The following is a 19380-nucleotide window of genomic DNA, read 5'->3' as shown; positions in this document are numbered from 1 at the left end:
CCGCCCCGCCGGATTACTCAGAACGGCAGCTTCAAACCCGGATCGACCAGGAACAGTTGCTCGCGGAAGGCCTGCTGGATCCGCCTGAGCGCCGCCGGGTTGTCCGCATCGAAGCGCAACACCAGCACCGGCGTGGTGTTGGAGGCGCGCACCAGGCCCCAGCCATCCGGCCAGTCCGCGCGCACGCCGTCGATGGTCACAAGGGTGGCGTCACCGAAGCTGGCCTTTTCCCTGAACTTCTCGATGAAGCGGTAGTGCTCGCCTTCCTTGAGCTCGATCTTCAGCTCGGGCGTGGACACACCCTTCGGGCACGTGACAAAGATCTCCACCGGCGTGCGCCCCTCCAGGTCGCCGGCAAGGATCTCCAGCAGCCGCGCGCCGGCGTAGATGCCGTCGTCGAAGCCATACCAGCGCTCCTTGAAGAAGAAGTGGCCGCTCATCTCGCCGGCGAGCTCCGCCTGCGTCTCGCGCATCTTGGCCTTGATCAGCGAGTGGCCGGTGCGCCACATCAGCGGGCTGCCGCCGGCCTCAAGTACCTGGCCCTTCAGATGCCCGGTGCACTTGACGTCGTAGATGATCGTGGCGCCCGGCTGGCGCGAGAGCACGTCGCGCGCGAACAGCATCAGCAGGCGGTCGGGGAAGATGATCTCGCCTTCGCGGGTCACCACGCCCAGGCGGTCGCCGTCGCCGTCGAAGGCCACGCCGATGTCCGCTCCGGTCTGGCGCACCGCGTGGATCAGGTCCTCCAGGTTGTGCGGATCGGACGGGTCCGGATGGTGGTTGGGGAAGGTGCCGTCCACCTCGCAGTACAGCGGGATGATCTCGCAGCCGATGCCTTCGAGCACCTGCGGTGCGACCGCGCCGGGAATGCCGTTGCCGCAATCGACCACGATCTTGAGACGACGCTCGGCCTGCACGTCGGAGGTGATCCGCTCGATGTAGTCGGGAACCACGTCGACATGGCGCAAGCCGCCGTGGCCGCCATCCTCCAGCGCGCCACTGGCGATGCGCCGGTACAGGTCCTGGATCGCGCCTTCGGACAGCGTCTCGCCGCCCACCACGATCTTGAAGCCGTTGTAGTCCGGCGGATTGTGGCTGCCGGTGACCGCCACGCCGCTGCCGGTGTTGAAGCGGTAGGCGGCGAAGTACACCACCGGCGTCGGCACTGCGCCGACGTCGATCACGTCGATGCCCGCCTCGCGCAAGCCGTCGGACAGCGCGCCGGCCAACTCAGGACCGGACAGCCGGCCATCGCGACCGACCACGATCTCGGACAGGCCCTTCTCGCGCATCAACGTGCCGATCGACTGGCCCAGCAGGTGGGCCACCCGCGCGGTAAGCGTCTTGCCGACCACGCCACGCACGTCGTAGGCGCGAAAGATGCTCGGATCGATCGCATCGGCGGGGCTGGCCGCGGGCGGCTTCGCCGCGGGGCGCACCACCGGCGGAGCCGGTTGGGGCTTGGCTGGAGTGACGTCTGACACCATGATCTCCTTCGGTTGAATCTCTCGCTGCGCTGGCGCTCGGGCGCGCAGCCACAGCAGGTAAAGGCCGCCGACGATGCATGCCAGTGCCAGCAACGCCGCCAGCGACCAGATGCGCGGCAGCACGATGAAGGCAGCCGGAAGCGCGGCGGCGACACTGAAACTGCTGCCCGGCACGGGCTTGGCATCATCCTCCAGCTGGGCCGAAGCCACCCCGCGCGAAAGCAGGCTCAACGCACCGCGGTCGTCGCCCTGATGCAAATCGATGCGGCCGTTACCCGGCGCAATGGACTCGAATCGCCGTTGCAGCGGCGTGAATGGGAGTTCCACCCAGGCCCACGCCAGCGGGCGTGCCGCCGGGCCCATCGGCTGCACCACGCTCAACCGCCGCTGGCCGTGCGTGGTCACGGTCTGCACCGGCGGATTGCCATCACTGGTCTGGGCCGCCATCAGCTGGGCCGCCTTGGCATAGCCGAACTCGCGGTAGTTCGCGTGCAGCACCTCGTCCAGGGCGGCGCTGTAGACTTCCACCTCCAGTGCCGCAGGCAGCCTGGCGCGCAGCGCCGCGGCGAGCTGCGCGCGGTCGCCCTGCACGCCCACAGCGGCCACCGCCTGAGCGATACGGTTGTGCTCGTCCGCGATCTCGGCCGCCAGCGACTGCACCGCCTGGTCCTGCGCCGCGTGCACCCGCGCCACCTGGCCGCTTTCGCTGGCGATCAGCCAGGTCTGCCATGCGCAAAACAGGCCCAGCAGCAACAGCACGGTGCCGCCAGCCAGCGGCAACAGCCGAAGCCACGCATCTCCCGCGATCTTTCTTGCCATCTCGCCCCCGACTGCAGCCCGTCTTCAGTTGATGCCTGTCGAACCAAACCCCCCCGCGCCACGGGCGGTCGGCGCGAACTGCGCCACCACGCGCAACCGCGCCTGCGCTACCGGTACCAGCAGCAACTGCGCTATTCGGTCGCCCACGCCGATGGTGTACGGCGCGCCGGCACGATTCCAGCAGGAAATCATCAGCGGCCCCTGGTAATCGGCATCGATCACGCCCACCAGGTTGCCCATCACCAGCCCATGTTTGTGGCCCAGTCCAGAGCGCGGCACGATCAGCGCGCACCAGTTGGGATCTCCAATGTGGATGGCGATACCGCTAGGCACCAGCGCACTCTCGCCCGGCGCCAGGGTGAGCGGTGCATCGATGGCGGCACGCAGGTCCATGCCGGCGCTGCCGGCGGTCGCCGCCTCGGGCAAGGGGATGGTGCCGCCCAGGCGCGGGTCGAGAATCTTCAGCTCGACGTCGATCATGCGCGCGCGGCCCGGTAGCGCTGCGCGATGCGCTCGACCAGCCGCGAGGCCAGTTCACGCTTGGAGGCACGCGGCAACTCCTCGCCACCGCCCGGCCAATACAGGCTGAGCGCGTTATCGTCGGCCTCGAAGCCCAGGCCCTCGCCGACGCGGTTGGCGGCAATCATGTCCAGTCCTTTGCGGGCGAGTTTGTCCTGCGCGTAGGCCGCGACGTCATGGGTTTCGGCAGCGAAGCCGACCAGGAACGGATGCGGCGTGGCGGCGACCAGTGCCATCAGGATGTCCGGGTTCTCGGCCAGGTCCAGCACCAGCGGGGCGCCGTCGCGCTTCTTGAGCTTGCGCGGCGCCACCTGGGCCGGACGATAGTCGCCCACCGCCGCCGCGCCGACGTAGATGTCCGCCGCTGCCGCCGCGCTGCGTACCGCCTCGTGCATCTGTGCGGCGCTGCGCACATCGATGCGGCGAGCCACGCCCGCCGGCGTGGCCAGGCCGACCGGGCCGGCGACGAGCGTCACCTCGGCGCCGGCCGCAGCTGCCGCCTGCGCCACCGCGAACCCCATGCGCCCGGAACTGCGGTTGCCGATGAAGCGCACCGGATCGATGTCCTCGTAGGTCGGGCCTGCGCTCACGACCACGCGCAGCCCGGCCAGCGCGCCGCTCCCGAACGAAGCGGCGAGGGCGTCGCGCAGTTCCAGCGGTTCGAGCATGCGGCCCGAACCGACGTCGCCGCAGGCCTGCTCGCCGGCGGCCGGGCCCAGCACCGTGACGCCACGGGCGCGCAGCGTGGCCAGATTGGCCTGCACAGCCGCATGCGCCCACATCTGCTGGTTCATCGCCGGCGCCACGAACAACGGTGAGTCACTGGCCAGGCACAACGTGGTCAGCAAGTCGTCGGCCCGGCCCTGGGCCAGGCGGGAAAGGATGTCGGCGCTGGCCGGCGCGATCAGCACCCGCTCGGCCCAGCGCGCCAGCTCGATGTGGCCCATCGCCGCCTCGGCGCCTTCGTCCCACAGCGATACGCGCACGGGTTCGCCGGACAGCGCCTGGAACGTCGTGGCGCCAACGAAGTGCGTGGCGGCTTCGGTCATCACCACACGTACCTGCGCGCCCTGCTCGCGCAGACGACGGACTAGTTCGCAGGACTTGTAGGCGGCGATACCCGCCGAGACGCCGAGCAGGAGGCGACGTTGCGCAAGACTCATGTAAGGCGGGCCTGACAATCGGGCGGAGCGCTAGCTTACCGGAATCGTCCGGACGCTCCGCTGCCTGCGGTCGCACTACGGTAGGCAGGATGGCCCGATGAGCATCCGCCACTGGCCCAGCGGTGAACGCCCCCGCGAAAAGCTGCTGCACAAAGGCAGCGCCGTCCTGTCCGACGCCGAGCTGCTGGCCGTGCTGCTGGGCAGTGGCGTGCCCGGCAAGGACGCCATCGCACTGGGCCGCGAGCTGCTGCAGGAGGCCGGCGGCCTGGGCGCCCTGCTCGGCCGCCCGGACCAGCCCTTGCGCAGTACCGGCCTGGGCCCGGCCAAGCGCGCACGCCTCATGGCCGCGCTGGAACTGGCTCGCCGCAGCCTGGCCGAACAGTTGCAGGCGCTGCCCAGCCTGGGCAACCCGCGCGACAGCGGCGACTACCTTTCCGCCCGCCTGCGCCACCTGCCCTACGAAGTGTTCGGCTGCCTGTACCTGGACAACCGGCACCGCGTGCTCGCCTTCGAGGAACTCTTCCGCGGCACCGTGGACGGCGCCAGCGTGCACCCGCGGGAGGTGGTGCGCGCCTGCCTCAAGCACAACGCTTGCGCGGTGATCTTCGCCCACAACCACCCAAGCGGCACGGCCGAGCCCAGCGCAGCCGACCGCGCCATCACCCGCGAGCTGCGCGAAGCGCTGCAGTTGGTCGGCGTGCGCGTGCTTGACCACCTGGTGATCGGCCACGGCGCGCCGGTGTCGATGGCCGAACGGGGACTGTTGTAAACGACGGCCCGGGGGTCGACCGCCGCTCCGGCAAAAAAAGGGCGGCACGCCGGGGAATGCGTGCCGCCCTGGACGCGCCCGGGGGATAAGCGAGCGCCAGCGAAGCATGCCCCCTGCGTGTGACCGGAACATGACCACGATCACACTACTTGACAGGCGCCAAAACAAGCCGCGCGACTTATGCACAACTCGGCCCCATCGGGCCTGCCGGGCCGAAGCTTCCTGAAAAGGTAAGACTTGCATTGCAAGTACTTGTTTTAAAAGGTTTGTTCTCTTTACAAGCGCTTTACGGGACCAGTCGAATCTAAGATCACGCCTCCGATCCGGTTTTTCCCCACAGAGTTATCCACAACATTGTCCCCACCGGGCCCGGCAAGGTGCCCGCGGACCCCGCCAGGCGCGCCTCTGCTAGGATTGACGGTTCCCATCGACGCTGATGCCCCGCCGTGAAACAACCGCTGCGCGACCTGCTGCTGCAGGCCATCCGGACCCTGCAGGACACTGCCGTCCTGCCTGCCGACCTCGAGATTCCGCCCTTCGTGGTGGAACGCGCGCGCAGCCGCGAACATGGCGATTTCGCGACCAACGCAGCGATGCTGCTGGCCAAGCCGGCCCGCGCCAAGCCGCGCGAGCTGGCCGAGAAACTGGTCGGCGCGCTGCCGCTCAACGCGCTGGTGAAAAAAATCGAGATCGCCGGCCCCGGCTTCGTCAATTTTTTCCTGAGCCCCGGCGCCTACCACGCGCAAGTGCAACGCATCTTCGCCGACGGCGAGGATTACGGCCGCAGCACCGCCGGCGCGGGCAAGACCGTCGGCGTGGAATTCGTCTCGGCCAATCCCACCGGTCCTTTGCACGTGGGCCACGGGCGCAACGCTGCGCTGGGCGATTGCATCGCCCGCCTGTTGGAGGCGACCGGCTGGAACGTCCGGCGCGAGTTCTACTACAACGATGCGGGCGTGCAGATCCAGAACCTGGCGATCTCCACCCAGGCGCGCGCGCGCGGCCTGGCACCCGGCGACCCCGGCTGGCCGGAGGATGGCTACCGCGGCGACTACATCGCCGAGGTGGCCAAGGCCTACCTCGCCGGCGACAGCGTCACGGTCGAGGGCCACACGGTCACCGGCGCGAAGGATCCGGCCGACCGGGAGGCGATCCGGCATTTCGCCGTGGCCTACCTGCGCCGCGAGCAGGACCTGGACCTGAAAGCCTTCGGCGTCGGCTTCGACACCTTCTTCCTGGAGTCCAGCCTGTACACCGACGGCAAGGTGGAGGAGACCGTGCGCGAGCTCGTCGCCCATGGCCACACCTATGAGGAAGGCGGCGCGCTGTGGCTGCGCACCACCGATTTCGGCGACGACAAGGACCGCGTGATGCGCAAGTCCGACGGCACCTATACCTATTTCGTGCCGGACGTGGCCTATCACCTCTCCAAGTGGCAGCGCGGCTACGAGAAGGCGATCACCGTGCTGGGCTCGGACCACCACGGTTCGCTGGCGCGCGTGAAGGCCGGCCTGCAGGCGCTCGATGCCGGCATCCCCAAGGGCTATCCGGATTACATGCTGTACCAGATGGTCACCGTGATGCGCGGCGGCGAAGAGGTGAAGATCTCCAAGCGCGCCGGCAGCTACGTGACCCTGCGCGACCTGATCGACGAAGCCGGCCGCGATGCCACGCGCTACTTCCTGATCTCGCGCAAGGCCGACTCGCAGCTGGTGTTCGACATCGACCTGGCCCGTTCGCAGAGCAACGACAACCCGGTCTACTACATCCAGTACGCCCACGCGCGCGTGTGCTCGGTGCTGCGCCAGGCCGGCGAGAAGGGTCTCGGCGTCGACCTCGACCAGGGGCTGGCGGAGCTGGCGCGACTGGACAACGAGCACGAGCAGGTCTTGCTCACCGAACTATCCAAATACCCCGAGATCGTCGATGCCGCCGCCGCCAACCTCGAGCCGCACCTGCTCGCCGGCTGGCTGCGCGAACTGGCCAACGCGTTCCACACCTACTACAACTCGCACCAGTTCCTGGTCGACGACGCCGCCCTGCGCAATGCGCGACTGGCGCTGGTGGTGGCGGCCCGTCAGGTATTGAAGAACGGGCTGGGCCTGCTGGGCCTTTCCGCCCCGGAGAGCATGTAATGGCAGCACGCAAGGGCAAGGGCCGGCAGGCCGTGCGCAACCGCAAGGGCGGCTTCCCGGCCTGGGGCTGGGCGGTGGTCGGCATCGCGGTCGGCGTGGTGGCGATGGTGGTGCTGACGCGCCATTCGCTGCTGCCGATGGCGCCCACCGGCCCGCAACCGAATCCGCAGGCCACGGCGCAGGGCGGCGGCGACAAGGGCCTGGCACCGGCCGAGAGCGCGCCGAAGAAGCCGCAGTACGACTTCTACTCGGTGTTGTCGGAGAAGGAGGTGCGCATCCCCGACGAGCAGATCAGCGCACAGGCGCGCGCCGAGCAGCAGCAGAAGCAGCAGGCCGCGCAGCAGGCGCAGGCCACGGTGGCCGCGCAGCAACAGGCGACCACCGCCAATGCACCCGCCGCCGTCACCGAAAACATCCAGGCCGCGCCGGCAGCGGCGCTGCCGCCGCCCGCCCCCGGCAGCGGCTACCTGCTGCAGGTCGGCGCCTTCCCCAGCGCGGCCGACGCGGAGGCATTGAAAGCCAAGCTCGCGCTGCAGGGCTTCGTCGCCAACGTGCAGGCGGTCAGCGTGGGCGGGCAGACCTTCCATCGCGTGCGCCTGGGCCCGTTCCGCTCCGCCTCCGAGCTGGAGTCGACCAAGCAGCGCCTGGCCTCGGCCGGCATCAAGGCGATCGCGCTGAAGGAAGGCCGCTGAGATGAACGCGCGCACCGCCTGGATCAGCGGCGCCACGTCCGGTTTCGGCGCCGCGGCGGTGGAGCGTTTCGTGGCCGGCGGCTGGCGCGTCGTCGCCAGCGGCCGCCGCGCCGAGCGCCTGCAGGCGCTGGTCGAGCGCCACGGCGCCGAGCACGTGCATCCGTTGGCCTTCGACATCCGCGACGAGGCCGCCATGCGCGCGGCCCACGCGAGCCTGCCCGCAGGGTTCGCCGGCGTCGACCTGCTGGTCAACAACGCCGGCCTGGCGCTGGGCACCGTTCCCGCGCAGCAGGCGGATCTCAAGCAATGGCAGCAGATGATCGACACCAACGTCACCGCCCTGGTGACGCTGACCCGGCTGCTGCTGCCCACGCTGATCGAGCGGCGCGGCGCCATCGTCAACATCAGTTCGACCGCGAGCAGCTATCCCTACGCCGGCGGCAACGTGTACGGCGGGACCAAGGCCTTCGTCTCGCAGTTCTCGCTGGGCCTGCGTTCGGACCTGCACGGCACCGGCGTGCGCGTGACCTCGGTCGAACCCGGCATGGCGCAGACCGAGTTCACGCTGGTGCGCACCGGCGGCGACCAGGCCGCCTCCGACAGGCTCTACGCGGGCGCGCACCCGATCACCGCGGCCGACATCGCCGAAACGCTATGGTGGATCGCCAACCTGCCGGCCCACCTCAACGTCAACCGCATCGAACTGATGCCCACCAGCCAGTCGTTCGCCGGGTTCCAGGTACACCGCGACTGAGCCGCGTCGAAGGCGGCTACTGCATGTGCCAGCCGTGGCTGACCAGCAGGCTCTGCCCGGTCAGCGCGGCGCTGGGGAAGGCGGCCAGGAAGAGTGCGGTCTGCGCCACGTCGTCCAAGGTGGTGAACACGCCGTCGACGGTGTGCTTGAGCATCACGCTGCGGATCACTTCTTCCTCGCTGATGCCCAGTTCCCTGGCCTGCTCGGGGATCTGCTTTTCCACCAGCGGCGTGCGCACGAAGCCCGGGCAGATCACGTGCGAGCGCACGTTGTGCGGTGCGCCCTCCTTGGCCAGCGTGCGGGCCAGGCCGAGCAGGCCGTGCTTGGCGGTGACGTAGGGCGCCTTCAGCACCGAGGCCTCGTGCGAATGCGCCGAGCCCATGTAGATCACGGTACCGCCGCGACTCTTGCCGGTACCGTCGTCCTGATACATGTGCTTGAGCGCCGCGCGCGTGGTGAGGAAGGCGCCATCGAGGTGGATCGCCAGCATCTTCTTCCAATCGGCATAGGCGAAGCTCTCGATCGGGTTGACGATCTGCACGCCGGCGTTGGAGATCAGGACATCCAGACGCCCGAAAGCCTTCACCACCGCCTCGGTGCCGGCATCGACCGCCTGCTCGTCGGTAACGTCCATGGCCACCCCCATGGCGCGCCCGCCGGACGCCCTGATCGCCTCGGCGGTGCCACCGGCGGCCTGCAGGTTGATGTCGGCGATCGCCACGGCGGCGCCTTCGCGCGCGTACAGCTCCGCGATCGCCTTGCCGATGCCGCTGGCCGCGCCGGTGATAAGGGCGACCTTGCCTTCGAGCTGGGCCATGGCACGTCTCCGGGAGGGGGAGCCTGCGATTGTAGACCCGCCCCCGGCGGGCGCCATCGGACCTTGGTGCAAGGCTGCGCAGCCGCGCCAAGCGCATCCATGCGCGGGATGCGCCTGCGACTCAGCCGGCCAGATAGGTATAGGCGGTCAGTCCCGCGTCGAGGTCGCGGTAAAGCGCCTGGGCCGCGCCGTCCTCGATGCCGGCGGCCGCGATGCGCTCGCGGTAGCTGCGGCGCAGGGCCGCCAGGTCGTAGCCGACGTAGTCGAGCATCAGGTCGGTGGTGTCGCCGCGGCGCACGTGGTCGAACACGTAGCCGTCGCCGTCGGCGCGCACGTTGACCGCGTCGGTGTCGCCGAACAGGTTGTGGATGTCGCCCAGGGTCTCCTGGTAGGCGCCGACCATGAACAGGCCCAGGCAGTAGTCCTCGCCGGGCCGCGGACGATGCAGCGGAAGGCTCACGTCCACGCCCTCGGCATCGACGTAGTGGTCGATGCGGCCGTCCGAATCACAGGTGAGGTCGACGATCACGCCGCGCCTCACCGGCGCCTCGTCCAGCCGCGTGATCGGCACGATCGGAAAGATCTGGTCGATCGCCCAGATGTCCGGCACCGACTCGAACACCGAGAAGTTGAGGAAGTACTTGTCGACCAGTTTCTCGTCCAGTTCGTCCAGCAGCACGCGGTGCGCGCGGTCGGCGGGCGAGAGCCGCGCGCGCACCGCGTTGGCGATCAGGTAGAACAGCTCGTCCAGCCGCGCGCGGTCGGCGAGGCTTAGCTGCCCCAGCGCGAACAGCGACTGCCCCTCGGCCAGGTGGTGCTGCGCCTCGTGGTAGAGCTCCAGCGGCGGGCGTTCGCCCAGCGCGGCATGCACTTCACGCAGATGGCGCAACACCGGCGGTTCCTCCGCCCGTGCCTTTGGCAGCGCACCGGCAGGCACTTCCTCGACTTCGGTGACGCCGGAAACCAGCACCGCATGGTGCGCCGTCATTGCGCGGCCGGCTTCGGTGAGGATGTGCGGGGCGGCCAGGCCTTCGGCCGTCACCGCCTCGGCCAGCGACTGCACGATGGTCAGCGCGTACTGCTCCATCGAGTAGTTGATCGAATTGTGGCTGCGCGAGCGCGAACCTTCGTAGTCCACGCCCAGGCCGCCGCCGACATCGACGATCTCGAGCGGCACGCCCATGCGCGAGAGTTCCACGAAATAGCGCGTGGCCTCGCGCATGCCGTTGGCGATGTCGCGCACGTTGGAGATCTGCGAACCCATGTGGAAGTGCTGCAGCTTGAGCGTGTGCTTCAGGCCGGCCTCCTCCAGCGTCGCCACCAGCTCCAGCACCTGCGCCGGCGACAGGCCGAACTTGCCTTTGTCGCCGCCGGTGTTCTGCCATTTGCCGGCGCCGATCGAAGCCAGCCGCACGCGCACGCCGAGCAGCGGCTCGACACCCAGCGCCTTGGCCTCGGCGATCACGTGCTCGAGTTCGGACAGCTTCTCGATCACGATGAACACGCGCAGCCCCAGCTTGCGACCGATCAGCGCCAGGCGGATGTACTGGCTGTCCTTGTAGCCATTGCAGATCACGATCGAGCCGGGCCGCGCCAGCGCCAGCACCGCCATGAGCTCAGGCTTGGAACCGGCCTCCAGGCCGAAGCCTTCGCTACCGGCGGCTACCAGTTCCTGCACTACGCCGCGCTGCTGGTTGACCTTGATCGGAAAGATCGCGGTGTAATCGCCGGCGTAGCCGGTCTCGCCGATCGCACGGGCGAAGGCGCCCTGCATGCGGCGCAGGCGGTCGGCCAGGATCTCGGGAAAACGCACCAGCAGCGGCAGCCGCAGGCCCTGCGCGCGCGCCTGCTCGACGATCTGCGGCAGCGGCAAGGAAGGGCCGCCCGCACCTTGCGGGCGCATCACGATCCGGCCGCCGGCATCGACGTCGACGTAACCGTCGCTCCAATACGGCACGGCATAGAGCAGGCGGGCGTCGTCGACGGTCCAGGGCGTGGACATGGCAAGGGTCTCCCAAGCAAACGGATCCATGCACGTCGCAGCGGCGAGCCTTGACGCATGCTCGAATCGAGCGAGGGCCCGCCGGCCGGAAGCCTCGCACGCCGCGGGGCCGGATGGGCTCGTGGGCGACCGACGGCCGGCCCGGCGCCATTGTAGCGGCGGGGCGGCAACAGGTGGTCAACCCGCACATTGCGTGCGTGCGGTTGCCGCTACAATGCCGCTCTTTTCATGTATCCCAAGTGCAGGACAGCGCCATGTCGCAACTCAGCTGGTTCACCGAGGCCCACCAGACCTCAGGCTCCTCCATCGGTTTCCGCGTGGAGAAACTGCTGCATGCGGAGAAGACGCCGTTCCAGACCATCGAGATCTACCAGACCACCGACTGGGGCAATCTCATGGTCATCGACGGCTGCGTGATGCTGACCAGCCGCGACAACTTCCTCTATCACGAGATGATGACCCATCCGGCCTTGTTCACCCATGCGCGCGCCAAGCGCGTGGTGATCATCGGCGGCGGCGACTGCGGCACGCTGCGCGAAGTGCTCAAGCACGAGGAAGTCGAGCACGCGGTGCAGGTGGAGATCGACGAGCGTGTCACGCGCCTGGCCGAGCAGTATTTCCCGGAACTGTGCGAGTCCAACGGCGATCCGCGCGCGGAGCTGTTGTTCATCGACGGCATCAAGTACATGGCCGAGGCCGAACCCGATTCGCTGGACCTCATCATCGTCGACTCGACCGATCCGGTGGGGCCGGCCGAAGGCCTGTTCAACGCCGCCTTCTACGCCAGCTGCCACAAGGCGCTGCGCCACGGCGGCATTTTGGTGCAGCAGAGCGAATCGCCGCTGGCGCACCTGGAACTGATCAAGTCGATGCGCTCGGCCATGCGCACCTCCGGCTTCTCCGCGGTCAAGACGCTGCCGTTCCCGCAGCCCTGCTACCCGACGGGCTGGTGGAGCTGCACGATGGCGCGCAAGGGCGGAGATCTCTCCGGCTTCCGCGAGCGCGGCGCCCTCAGCAAGGGCTTCCCTACCCGCTACTACAACGCCGAGACTCACCGCGGCGCGCTGGCGCAGCCGGAGTTCATGCGCGAGGCGCTGGGCGAATAGCGGCCGCCGATCAGAACAACTTCTGGCGCACCTTCGGCAACAGCACCAGCACCAGCGTGGCGAGCGGGCCGAACACCAGCGAGAGCAGGAACCACAGCAGGCCGCTGCGGTTCTTGCCTTGCGCCAAGCCCGCGTTGATGAGCGCCAGCGTGCCCCAGCCGACAAACCATGGCGCCGCCTGGACGTCGGCCAACCTCGAAAACTGATCCACGGCATCTCTCCATCATTCGCAGGCACGCGCCGGGTGCGCGTCGGGGAGCGGTCATGCTAACCATCCTTGCCCGCCAGCGCGCACCCCGCCGCCAGGCGGATCAGGCTGGCTTAATCCTTGCCCGCTATGCTGCCCGCTTCAGCTCCAAGGAGAACGCGATGCCGGGACTGCGTCAACTGGCCATCCTGCTGGCATGCGTGCTGGGTGCCAGCGCCGTGCCCGGCACCGTGCTGGCGAAGAAATCCAAGGCCCACCCCCGGCAGCAACAGCACTCCGCCGCCTTGCTTGCCTTCCAGCGCGACCTGGTGAGCGTGCTGGCGCCGCGCGCCGACGCGTTGCCGCTGCTCGGCGCGGCGCTGCTGGCGCGTCCGCTGGCCGACCAACCCAAGGCGAACGACTTCCACAGCCTGATCGAGCGCGCCGTGGCCGCGCCGGGGCATGGCCCGGCGGAGCGCTGGATACAGCTGGCCGATTGCGACGCGAAGGCCGGCGCCTGCCCCAACGCCCAGGCCCTCGCCTCGCTGCTGGAAGAGGCTCCGGACAACGCCGCCGTCTGGCTGCTCAAGCTCGGCCAGGACATGCACGAGGCCAAGCGCGAGGCCGCCCGCGCGGACCTCGCGCACGCGGCCCAGACCAAGCTCTACGACGACTACACCGGCACCAGCCTGAAGGCCCTGGCCAGCAGCGTGGGCGTGCTGCCGCCCCCCGCGGCCACGCTCGATCCGAAGGCCGGCGCCGGCGCGGCCGGCCTGCAGGCGATGCTCGTGTTCGGCATCGCCGGCACGCAGCCGCAACCGGGCCTGCGTGCCGTGGCCGACCTGTGCCAGGACGCCGGCGCCGACCAGCAGCTGAGTGCCGATTGCCGGCAGCTCGGCAAGACGCTCGAATGGGGGTCCAGTCCCTTGGCCCGATCGCTCGGCCTGCACCTGCGCGAAACCCTCGGCGACGAAGCGGAGCGCAACCAGGCGCTGCGCGAACGGCGCGACCTGGTCTGGCAGGTTCAGCAGTTCGCCCGGCTCGCCTCGCGTGTGCAGGCCGACAAGGCCCAGGCCCAGCACCTGCTGTCGCTGGCGCGCAGCGGCGGTACCGAGATGAGCCTGGTGCTCTCGGCATTGCGCGATGCCGGCGTGCCGACCGATGCCCCGGCCGACTGGGAGATGCACCCCGAAGGAAACGCGCCGCCGCCTGCGGGCACCCGAACTGCGGCGCGCGCGGACCATCCTGTTCCCCGCTCCCCGTAACCAGTTACGCTTGCCCCACCTTTCCGAACGGGGGCGGCCGATGCTGACGGTGCTGGTGGCAAGCAGCAAGGGCGGATGCGGCAAGAGCACGCTGGTCACCCAGTTGGCCTCGCACTTCGCGCAGGAGGGCAGGCGCACGGCGATCGTGGACACCGACCGCCAGGGTTCGAGCTTCCGCTGGGCCGCGCTGCGGCCCGACGGAACGCCAGGCGTGCTGGGGCTGGAAGGCCGCCGTGGTCTGCAGAAACTCCCGCCGGACACCGACCGCGTGCTGGTCGACACCCCCGCCGGCACCGGCGAGCGCGAGCTGGAGCCGCTGCTGGAGCAGGCCAGCGCCCTGCTGGTGCCGGTGTTGCCCTCTTCGTTCGACCTGCACGCGACGCTGGACTTCCTGCAACGGCTCGCCGGCATCGCGAGGATCAAACGCGGCAAGCTGCCGGTGGCCCTCGTCGGCAACCGCCTCAAGCCATGGACCCACGCCAGCCAGGACGCGCTGGCGCAGCTGGCCGAGGATGCCCCCTTCCCGGTCGTCGCCGAATTGCGCGACAGCCAGGCCTACGTGCTGCTCACCGCCCTGGGCAAAGGCATCTTCGACTACCACTCCGAACAGGTGCGCAGCCAACAGCAGGACTGGCTGCCGCTGCTGCGCTGGCTCAAGCGCCAGCATTGAATCGAGGCCGCCATGCAAGAACTGATTCTTTTGCGACATGCCGAGGCCCTGCCCGCATCCTCCGGCAGCCAGGACCTGGAACGCTCGCTGAGCCCGCGCGGCGAACAGGAGGCGCTGGCCGCCGGCCGCTGGCTCGCCGCGCACGGCGTGCGTCCGGACCGCCTGCTGTGCTCGCCGGCCCTGCGTGCAAGACGCACCGCGGAATTGGCCGCCAAGGCGGTCGCCCCTGACGGCGCGATCGGCCTGGCCGGGGAAATCTACGACGCCACCCCGGGCGAATTGCTCGCCCTGCTCGACCAGCACGCCGACGCACGCTGCATGCTGCTGGTGGGCCACAACCCCGGCATCGAGCGACTGGTCGCCCTGATGGTGGACGGCCGTTCTGACGAATTCCGCGGCATGCCGCCGGCCGCGCTGGCCGTGCTGCACCTGCAGGGCGTGCTGGAACCGGGCAACGCACGACTGGATGCTTTCTGGTCGCCCTGATGCGCACCGCGGCCCTCGTCGCGATGCTGGCCCTCGCGCCGGCGGTGCACGCGGCGCCGTCCCACCGGTGGCGCATCGAAAGTCCGCCCTCGCATGTGGATTTCGGCGTGCGGCTGCTGTGGCTGCACACCATTCACGGCCGCTTCGAGCGGCTCGCCGGCGCGATCGAGCCGCACGGCGACGGCCGCGTGGTGGTGGACGCGCGCGTTGCGGTGGACAGCCTGTCGATGGACTCGCAACGCCTGCGCCGCTGGGTGTTGGCCGAGGAATTCTTCGACGCGGCGCGGTATCCGACCTTGCGCTTCGTCTCCGCACCGGTGCCGCGCACGGCGCTGGACGACGGCGGCACGCTCGAAGGCCAGCTGACCTTGCGCGGAATCACCCGCCCGATGCGCTTCGAGCTGCTGCCCGCGCGCTGCACCGCCGACGCCTGCTTGATCGAGGCACGCGGCCAGTTGACGCGCAGTGAATTCGGCATGACCGGCCACCGCGCCGTGCTATCGGACCACGTGGAGCTGGCGTTGTCGATCGCGATTGCCCGGGCATCGCAATGAATGGCCGTGCGCCGGAGGCGAGCCCCGCGTCAGGCCCTGCTGCCGGCGGCAAGGAATACCTGCCCTGCTGAACGGACGCTGCGTCTTGCCTCGCCGCCCACGGCACCGCCCGTATGATGGGGGTATGAGTTTGCGCCACTTCGCCCTGTTTACCCTGCTCGCCGCCGCCGCGCTGCTCAATGGCTGCACGCTCTCGCGCGCGCAGATCCGCCGCGCCGATGCCCTCGTCGCGGCCACTACCGCGAAAGACTCCACCTGCAGCCAGCCCGAGCACTGCGCGCGTCCCTCGCCGCTGCTCGATGCGGCGGTGGAGGCGCTGGCCGAATCGACGCCGGCCCGGCCGCAGCACCTGGTGGCGCTGCTCGATGCCAGCGAGCCGGCGCTGGTGGCGCGGCTCAGCCTGATCCGCGCCGCGCGCCGCTCGATCGACGTGCAGACCTACATCTGGGACCAGGACGATGTCGGCCAGCTGGTGCTCGACGAGCTGGTGCAGGCGGCACGGCGTGGCGTGCAGGTGCGCATCCTGGCCGACCAACTGTCCTCCTTCGGTGACCTCGGCCTGCTCGACCGGCTCGCCCGCGCGAGCCCCAATCTGCAGGTGCGGCTGTACAACCCGACCTTCCAGGAAGCGCGCACCTCGCCGCTCGAATGGGCCGCCGGCATCGCCTGCTGCTTCCTCAAGTTCAACCAACGCATGCACAACAAGGTGATGGTAGTGGACGACACCGCCGGCATCACCGGCGGGCGCAACTACCAGGACCGTTACTTCGACTGGAACGACGACTTCGACTACGTCGACCGCGACGTGCTGGTCGGTGGCCCGGCCGCACGCGCCATGGCCAGGAGCTTCGCGCTGTTCTGGCGGCACAAGCGCGCCGTGCCGCTGACCCAGCTGCGCGACGTCAACCACTACATCCTTGCCCATCCGCAGGCGCCCGGCTGGGATGCGCCTCACTACGACCATCCGCAGCGGGTCTACCGCGTGCAGCAGGAGGCCGACGATGCGGCCTGGCTGCGCATGCACGTGCTGGCCGGCAGCGTGCGTGTCGAGCACGTCGAATTCTTCAGCGACCTGCCGGCCAAGACCGAGCAGCCGCTCAAGCGGCAGGCACGCCAGTTCACCGCGCACGTGATGCAGATGGTCGGCGAGGCGCGCCATGAGGTGATTCTGCAGACGCCCTATCTGGTGATGAGCCGGCGCGCACGCCACATCTTCGAGCACCTGCACGAAGAGCAGACCGCACCGCGCATCGTGGTGTCGACCAACTCGCTCGCCTCCACCGATGCCTTCGCGGTCTATGCGCTTTCCTACAAGCATCGCAAGCGCTACCTCAAGGACTACGGCTTCGAGATCTACGAGCTCAAGCCGCATGCCGCGGACGCCGCCGCAGCCAACGCGCTGGCCAGCCTGGAATGGGTCGGCGATGGCCGGCACGCGAGCGGCGAACCCGCGCGCAACGCCTCGCGCCGCTACGTCAGCACCGAGGACCACGGCCTGCTGGGCAGCCACGGCAGCAGCCGGCGGCCGGCGCCGCTGGTCAGCGAAGGCCGCCGCTTCGCCTTGCATGCCAAGTCGATCGTCGTGGACGACCGCTTCGCCATGGTCGGCTCGCACAACTTCGACCCCCGTTCGGACCACTACAACACCGAAGCGGGGGTGATCGTCTACGACAGCCGCATCGCTGCCCAGGTGCGCGCGTCGATCCTGCGCGACACCGAGCCGCAGAACGCCTGGGTGATCGCGCCGCGCCGCCCGGTGGTGCCGGTGCTGACCACGGTCAACCAGGTGATCGGCGACGTTTCCGAAAGCCTTCCGCTGTTCGACTTCTGGCCCTATCGCTACGCCACCAGCTACCAGCTCAAGGCAGGTTGCGCGCCGATGCGGCCGAGCGATCCGGCGTTCTTCAGCTGCTACGAGCCGGTGGGCGACTTTCCCGACGTGGCGCTGTCGCCCAAGCTGATCTACACACGCCTGATCACGGCGTTCGGGTCGAGTGCGAGCGGGATTCTCTGAGTCCGCACTAGCGCTGCGCTCGGAGGCGTGAGAGCACAGGAGACATTCGCTCTCTTTTCCCGCGAGCGGAACGTCACGGCGGCGTGGCCTTCGGGCCTTGAAAGCGCATCGGCAGCTGGCCGCGTACTCCGGAAGATCCCGCTGGCACCGCGAAACGCCAGTGCCGCACGGTGGCCAGCGCATGCGCATCGAGCACCGGGTCGCCACTGGTCCGGGCGACACGCGCATCGGTGACGCGGCCGTCGCTGCCGGTATCGATTTCCAGCACCACGCGACCGTCAAGGTGGCCCTGCAACTCGGCCCACGCGGACGGACCGGCGGGCGTCTCCAGCGGCACCAGCGAAGGCGGCGGGACCGGCGCGGCAACGGGGCCGGCCTCGGGCTCCGCACCCAGCACGCGCGGGGGCGTATGCGAACGATGGTGCGAAGGCGCCCGTGGCGGGCGCGCGGCCGCCGTTGCGCCTCGCGGCGGCGGACCGATCCAATCGTCGGTGAAGCCGCTCAGCCAGTGCGTGCCCCAGATACCGACGAGCAACGCCAGCAGGCTCAGTGCGGTGGTGACGCGCAGGCGCGGCATCGCTTCGGGCGTCCGGACGGCTCAGCGTTCGAGGATCGCCACCACGCCCATGCCGCCAGCGGTGCACACCGAGATCAGGCCGCGGCCGCTGCCCTTCTGCGCGAGCTCCTTGGCCAGCGTGGCGACCAGCCGCGCACCCGTGGCAGCGAAGGGATGGCCGACGGCAAGGCTCGAGCCGTGCACGTTGAGCTTGGCCGGATCGATGCTGCCCAGCGGCGCGGCCAGGCCCAGCCGGTTGCGGCAGTAGTCGGCGCTTTCCCATGCGCGCAAGGTGCACAGCACCTGAGCGGCGAAGGCCTCGTGGATCTCGTAGAAGTCGAAGTCCTGCAGACCGAGGTTGTTGCGTGCGAGCAGCCGCGTCACCGCCACCGTCGGCGCCATCAGCAGGCCTTCGCCATGGACGAAGTCGACCGCCGCCACTTCGGCGTCGCGCACCCAGGCCTGCACCGGCAGGCCGCGCGCGGCGGCCCAGTCCTCGCCGGCAAGCAGCACCGCGGCGGCACCGTCGGAGAGCGCCGTGGAATTGCCGGCGGTCAGCGTGCCGTGGCCGGAGGTGCGGTCAAAGGCAGGCTTTAGCGTCGCCAGCTTCTCCATGCTGGTGTCGGGCCGCAGAATGTTGTCGCGCTTGACGCCACGAAAGGGCACCACCAGGTCGTCCATGAAGCCCGCCTCGTAGGCGGCGGCGAGCTTGTGGTGGCTTTGCAGCGCCAGGCGGTCCTGCTCCTCGCGGCCGATGTGCCATTCGCGCGCCATCTTCTCGCAGTGCTCGCCCATCGACATGCCGGTGCGCGGCTCGGCCACGCCCGGAAAAGAAGGCTTGAGTTCCGCGAGCGAGAAGCCGCGCGTGGCGGCGGCCAGCTTGTCCTGCCAGCCCGTGGCGCGGTTGATCGAAAGCAGCCGCTTGCGCAGACGGTCGCCGTAGACGATCGGCACGTCGCTGGTCGTGTCCGATCCGGCGGCGATGCCGGCGTCGATCTGCCCCAGCGCGATCTTGTTGGCCACGATGATCGCGTTGTCCAACGACGTGCCGCAGGCGCGCGCAGTGGTGATGCCGGGCGTGGTCGGCGCAAGGCCCGAACTCAACAGCGCCTCGCGCGCCAGGTTCCAGTCCGAAGCGTGCTTGATGACGGCGCCCAGCGCCACTTCGCCCAGCTCCACCCCGTGCAGCCCGTACCGCTCCACCAGCGCCCCGAGCACCTTGACCGACATGCCGAAGTTGCCGACGTCGGCGTAGGCGGTGTTGTTGCGGCAGAACGGGATGCGCACACCGCCGATCACACCGACGCGCTTGGGGGTTTTTTCCATGTCCTGGGCGGTCCTGGGCCTTGAGCTCCCAAGGCTAACCCGCACGTCCATGCGGCGGA

The 19380-nt window shown here is 69.3% G+C and carries 18 protein-coding genes; 10 read left to right on the top strand and 8 right to left on the bottom strand.

The window, feature by feature from the left end:
* Positions 1 to 17: 17 nt before the first annotated feature.
* The 3 genes from VGU65_RS05890 to coaBC are packed head-to-tail and all read right to left on the bottom strand — an operon-like array spanning position 18 to position 3988.
* Complete coding sequence (locus VGU65_RS05890; RefSeq protein ID WP_327473742.1) at positions 18 to 2306, bottom strand: phosphomannomutase/phosphoglucomutase; 2289 nt, start codon at positions 2304 to 2306, stop codon at positions 18 to 20.
* Positions 2307 to 2330: 24 nt separating this feature from the next.
* Positions 2331 to 2786 (bottom strand): dUTP diphosphatase, encoded by a 456-nt coding sequence (gene dut, locus VGU65_RS05885; protein ID WP_327473740.1) that lies wholly within the window; start codon positions 2784 to 2786, stop codon positions 2331 to 2333.
* On the bottom strand, positions 2783 to 3988 hold the full coding sequence (gene coaBC / locus VGU65_RS05880; protein WP_327473739.1) for a bifunctional phosphopantothenoylcysteine decarboxylase/phosphopantothenate--cysteine ligase CoaBC: 1206 nt from the start codon (positions 3986 to 3988) through the stop codon (positions 2783 to 2785). Before coaBC ends, dut begins: the two co-directional genes overlap by 4 nt.
* 97 nt (positions 3989 to 4085) lie before the next feature.
* On the opposite strand from coaBC, the gene radC reads away from it, so the two are divergent.
* The 4 genes from radC to VGU65_RS05860 all read left to right on the top strand — a co-directional run bounded on the left by radC (position 4086) and on the right by VGU65_RS05860 (position 8338).
* Complete coding sequence (gene radC / locus VGU65_RS05875; protein WP_327473737.1) at positions 4086 to 4757, top strand: RadC family protein; 672 nt, start codon at positions 4086 to 4088, stop codon at positions 4755 to 4757.
* A gap of 446 nt (positions 4758 to 5203) precedes the next feature.
* On the top strand, positions 5204 to 6892 hold the full coding sequence (argS, locus tag VGU65_RS05870) for an arginine--tRNA ligase (protein ID WP_327473735.1): 1689 nt from the start codon (positions 5204 to 5206) through the stop codon (positions 6890 to 6892).
* A complete protein-coding gene (locus VGU65_RS05865; protein WP_327473733.1) occupies positions 6892 to 7584 on the top strand; it encodes an SPOR domain-containing protein in 693 nt (230 codons plus the stop codon). The genes argS and VGU65_RS05865 overlap by 1 nt, the downstream gene beginning before the upstream one ends.
* 1 nt (position 7585) lies before the next feature.
* Positions 7586 to 8338, top strand: coding sequence for an SDR family NAD(P)-dependent oxidoreductase (locus tag VGU65_RS05860; protein ID WP_327473732.1), 753 nt, complete (start codon positions 7586 to 7588; stop codon positions 8336 to 8338).
* A gap of 16 nt (positions 8339 to 8354) precedes the next feature.
* Here VGU65_RS05860 and VGU65_RS05855 read toward each other — a convergent pair whose 3' ends face one another.
* Together VGU65_RS05855 and speA are read right to left on the bottom strand one after the other, a co-directional pair.
* The gene (locus VGU65_RS05855) at positions 8355 to 9155 is read right to left on the bottom strand and encodes a 3-hydroxybutyrate dehydrogenase (RefSeq protein WP_327473730.1); all 801 of its coding nucleotides are present in this window, start codon (positions 9153 to 9155) and stop codon (positions 8355 to 8357) included.
* A gap of 121 nt (positions 9156 to 9276) precedes the next feature.
* Positions 9277 to 11157, bottom strand: a complete 1881-nt coding sequence (gene speA, locus VGU65_RS05850; RefSeq protein WP_327473728.1) for a biosynthetic arginine decarboxylase — start codon at positions 11155 to 11157, stop codon at positions 9277 to 9279.
* Positions 11158 to 11411: 254 nt separating this feature from the next.
* Between speA and speE the strand changes: the two genes are divergently transcribed.
* Positions 11412 to 12263, top strand: coding sequence for a polyamine aminopropyltransferase (gene speE, locus VGU65_RS05845; protein WP_327473727.1), 852 nt, complete (start codon positions 11412 to 11414; stop codon positions 12261 to 12263).
* 10 nt (positions 12264 to 12273) lie between these two features.
* Here the strand turns inward: speE and VGU65_RS05840 are convergent, their stop codons facing one another.
* Positions 12274 to 12474 carry an antitermination protein NusB gene (locus tag VGU65_RS05840; RefSeq protein WP_327473726.1) on the bottom strand — a complete coding sequence of 67 codons (201 nt, stop codon included), beginning with the start codon at positions 12472 to 12474 and terminating at the stop codon, positions 12274 to 12276.
* Positions 12475 to 12632: 158 nt separating this feature from the next.
* Between VGU65_RS05840 and VGU65_RS05835 the strand changes: the two genes are divergently transcribed.
* From VGU65_RS05835 to VGU65_RS05815, 5 genes are all read left to right on the top strand, one after another.
* Positions 12633 to 13715, top strand: coding sequence for a hypothetical protein (locus VGU65_RS05835; protein ID WP_327473725.1), 1083 nt, complete (start codon positions 12633 to 12635; stop codon positions 13713 to 13715).
* A 40-nt stretch (positions 13716 to 13755) separates the two neighbouring features.
* Positions 13756 to 14385: a nucleotide-binding protein gene (locus VGU65_RS05830; RefSeq protein WP_327473765.1), complete on the top strand. Its 630-nt coding sequence runs from the start codon at positions 13756 to 13758 to the stop codon at positions 14383 to 14385.
* 12 nt (positions 14386 to 14397) lie between these two features.
* Positions 14398 to 14871, top strand: a complete 474-nt coding sequence (locus tag VGU65_RS05825; RefSeq protein WP_327473723.1) for a SixA phosphatase family protein — start codon at positions 14398 to 14400, stop codon at positions 14869 to 14871.
* Positions 14871 to 15425: a YceI family protein gene (locus VGU65_RS05820; RefSeq protein WP_327473722.1), complete on the top strand. Its 555-nt coding sequence runs from the start codon at positions 14871 to 14873 to the stop codon at positions 15423 to 15425. Before VGU65_RS05825 ends, VGU65_RS05820 begins: the two co-directional genes overlap by 1 nt.
* 124 nt (positions 15426 to 15549) lie before the next feature.
* Positions 15550 to 17439: a phospholipase D-like domain-containing protein gene (locus tag VGU65_RS05815; RefSeq protein ID WP_327473721.1), complete on the top strand. Its 1890-nt coding sequence runs from the start codon at positions 15550 to 15552 to the stop codon at positions 17437 to 17439.
* Positions 17440 to 17512: 73 nt separating this feature from the next.
* On the opposite strand, the gene VGU65_RS05810 is transcribed toward VGU65_RS05815, so the two are convergent.
* Positions 17513 to 18016: an energy transducer TonB family protein gene (locus VGU65_RS05810; protein WP_327473720.1), complete on the bottom strand. Its 504-nt coding sequence runs from the start codon at positions 18014 to 18016 to the stop codon at positions 17513 to 17515.
* Positions 18017 to 18037: 21 nt separating this feature from the next.
* Positions 18038 to 19321, bottom strand: a complete 1284-nt coding sequence (locus tag VGU65_RS05805) for an acetyl-CoA C-acetyltransferase (RefSeq protein WP_327473719.1) — start codon at positions 19319 to 19321, stop codon at positions 18038 to 18040.
* Positions 19322 to 19380: the final 59 nt, after the last annotated feature.

The organism is Frateuria sp., from assembly GCF_035943815.1.
Classification (GTDB): Bacteria; Pseudomonadota; Gammaproteobacteria; order Xanthomonadales; family Rhodanobacteraceae; genus Frateuria_A.
Note: the sequence above shows the minus strand (reverse complement) of the source record. Positions and strands in the feature narration are given on the sequence as shown.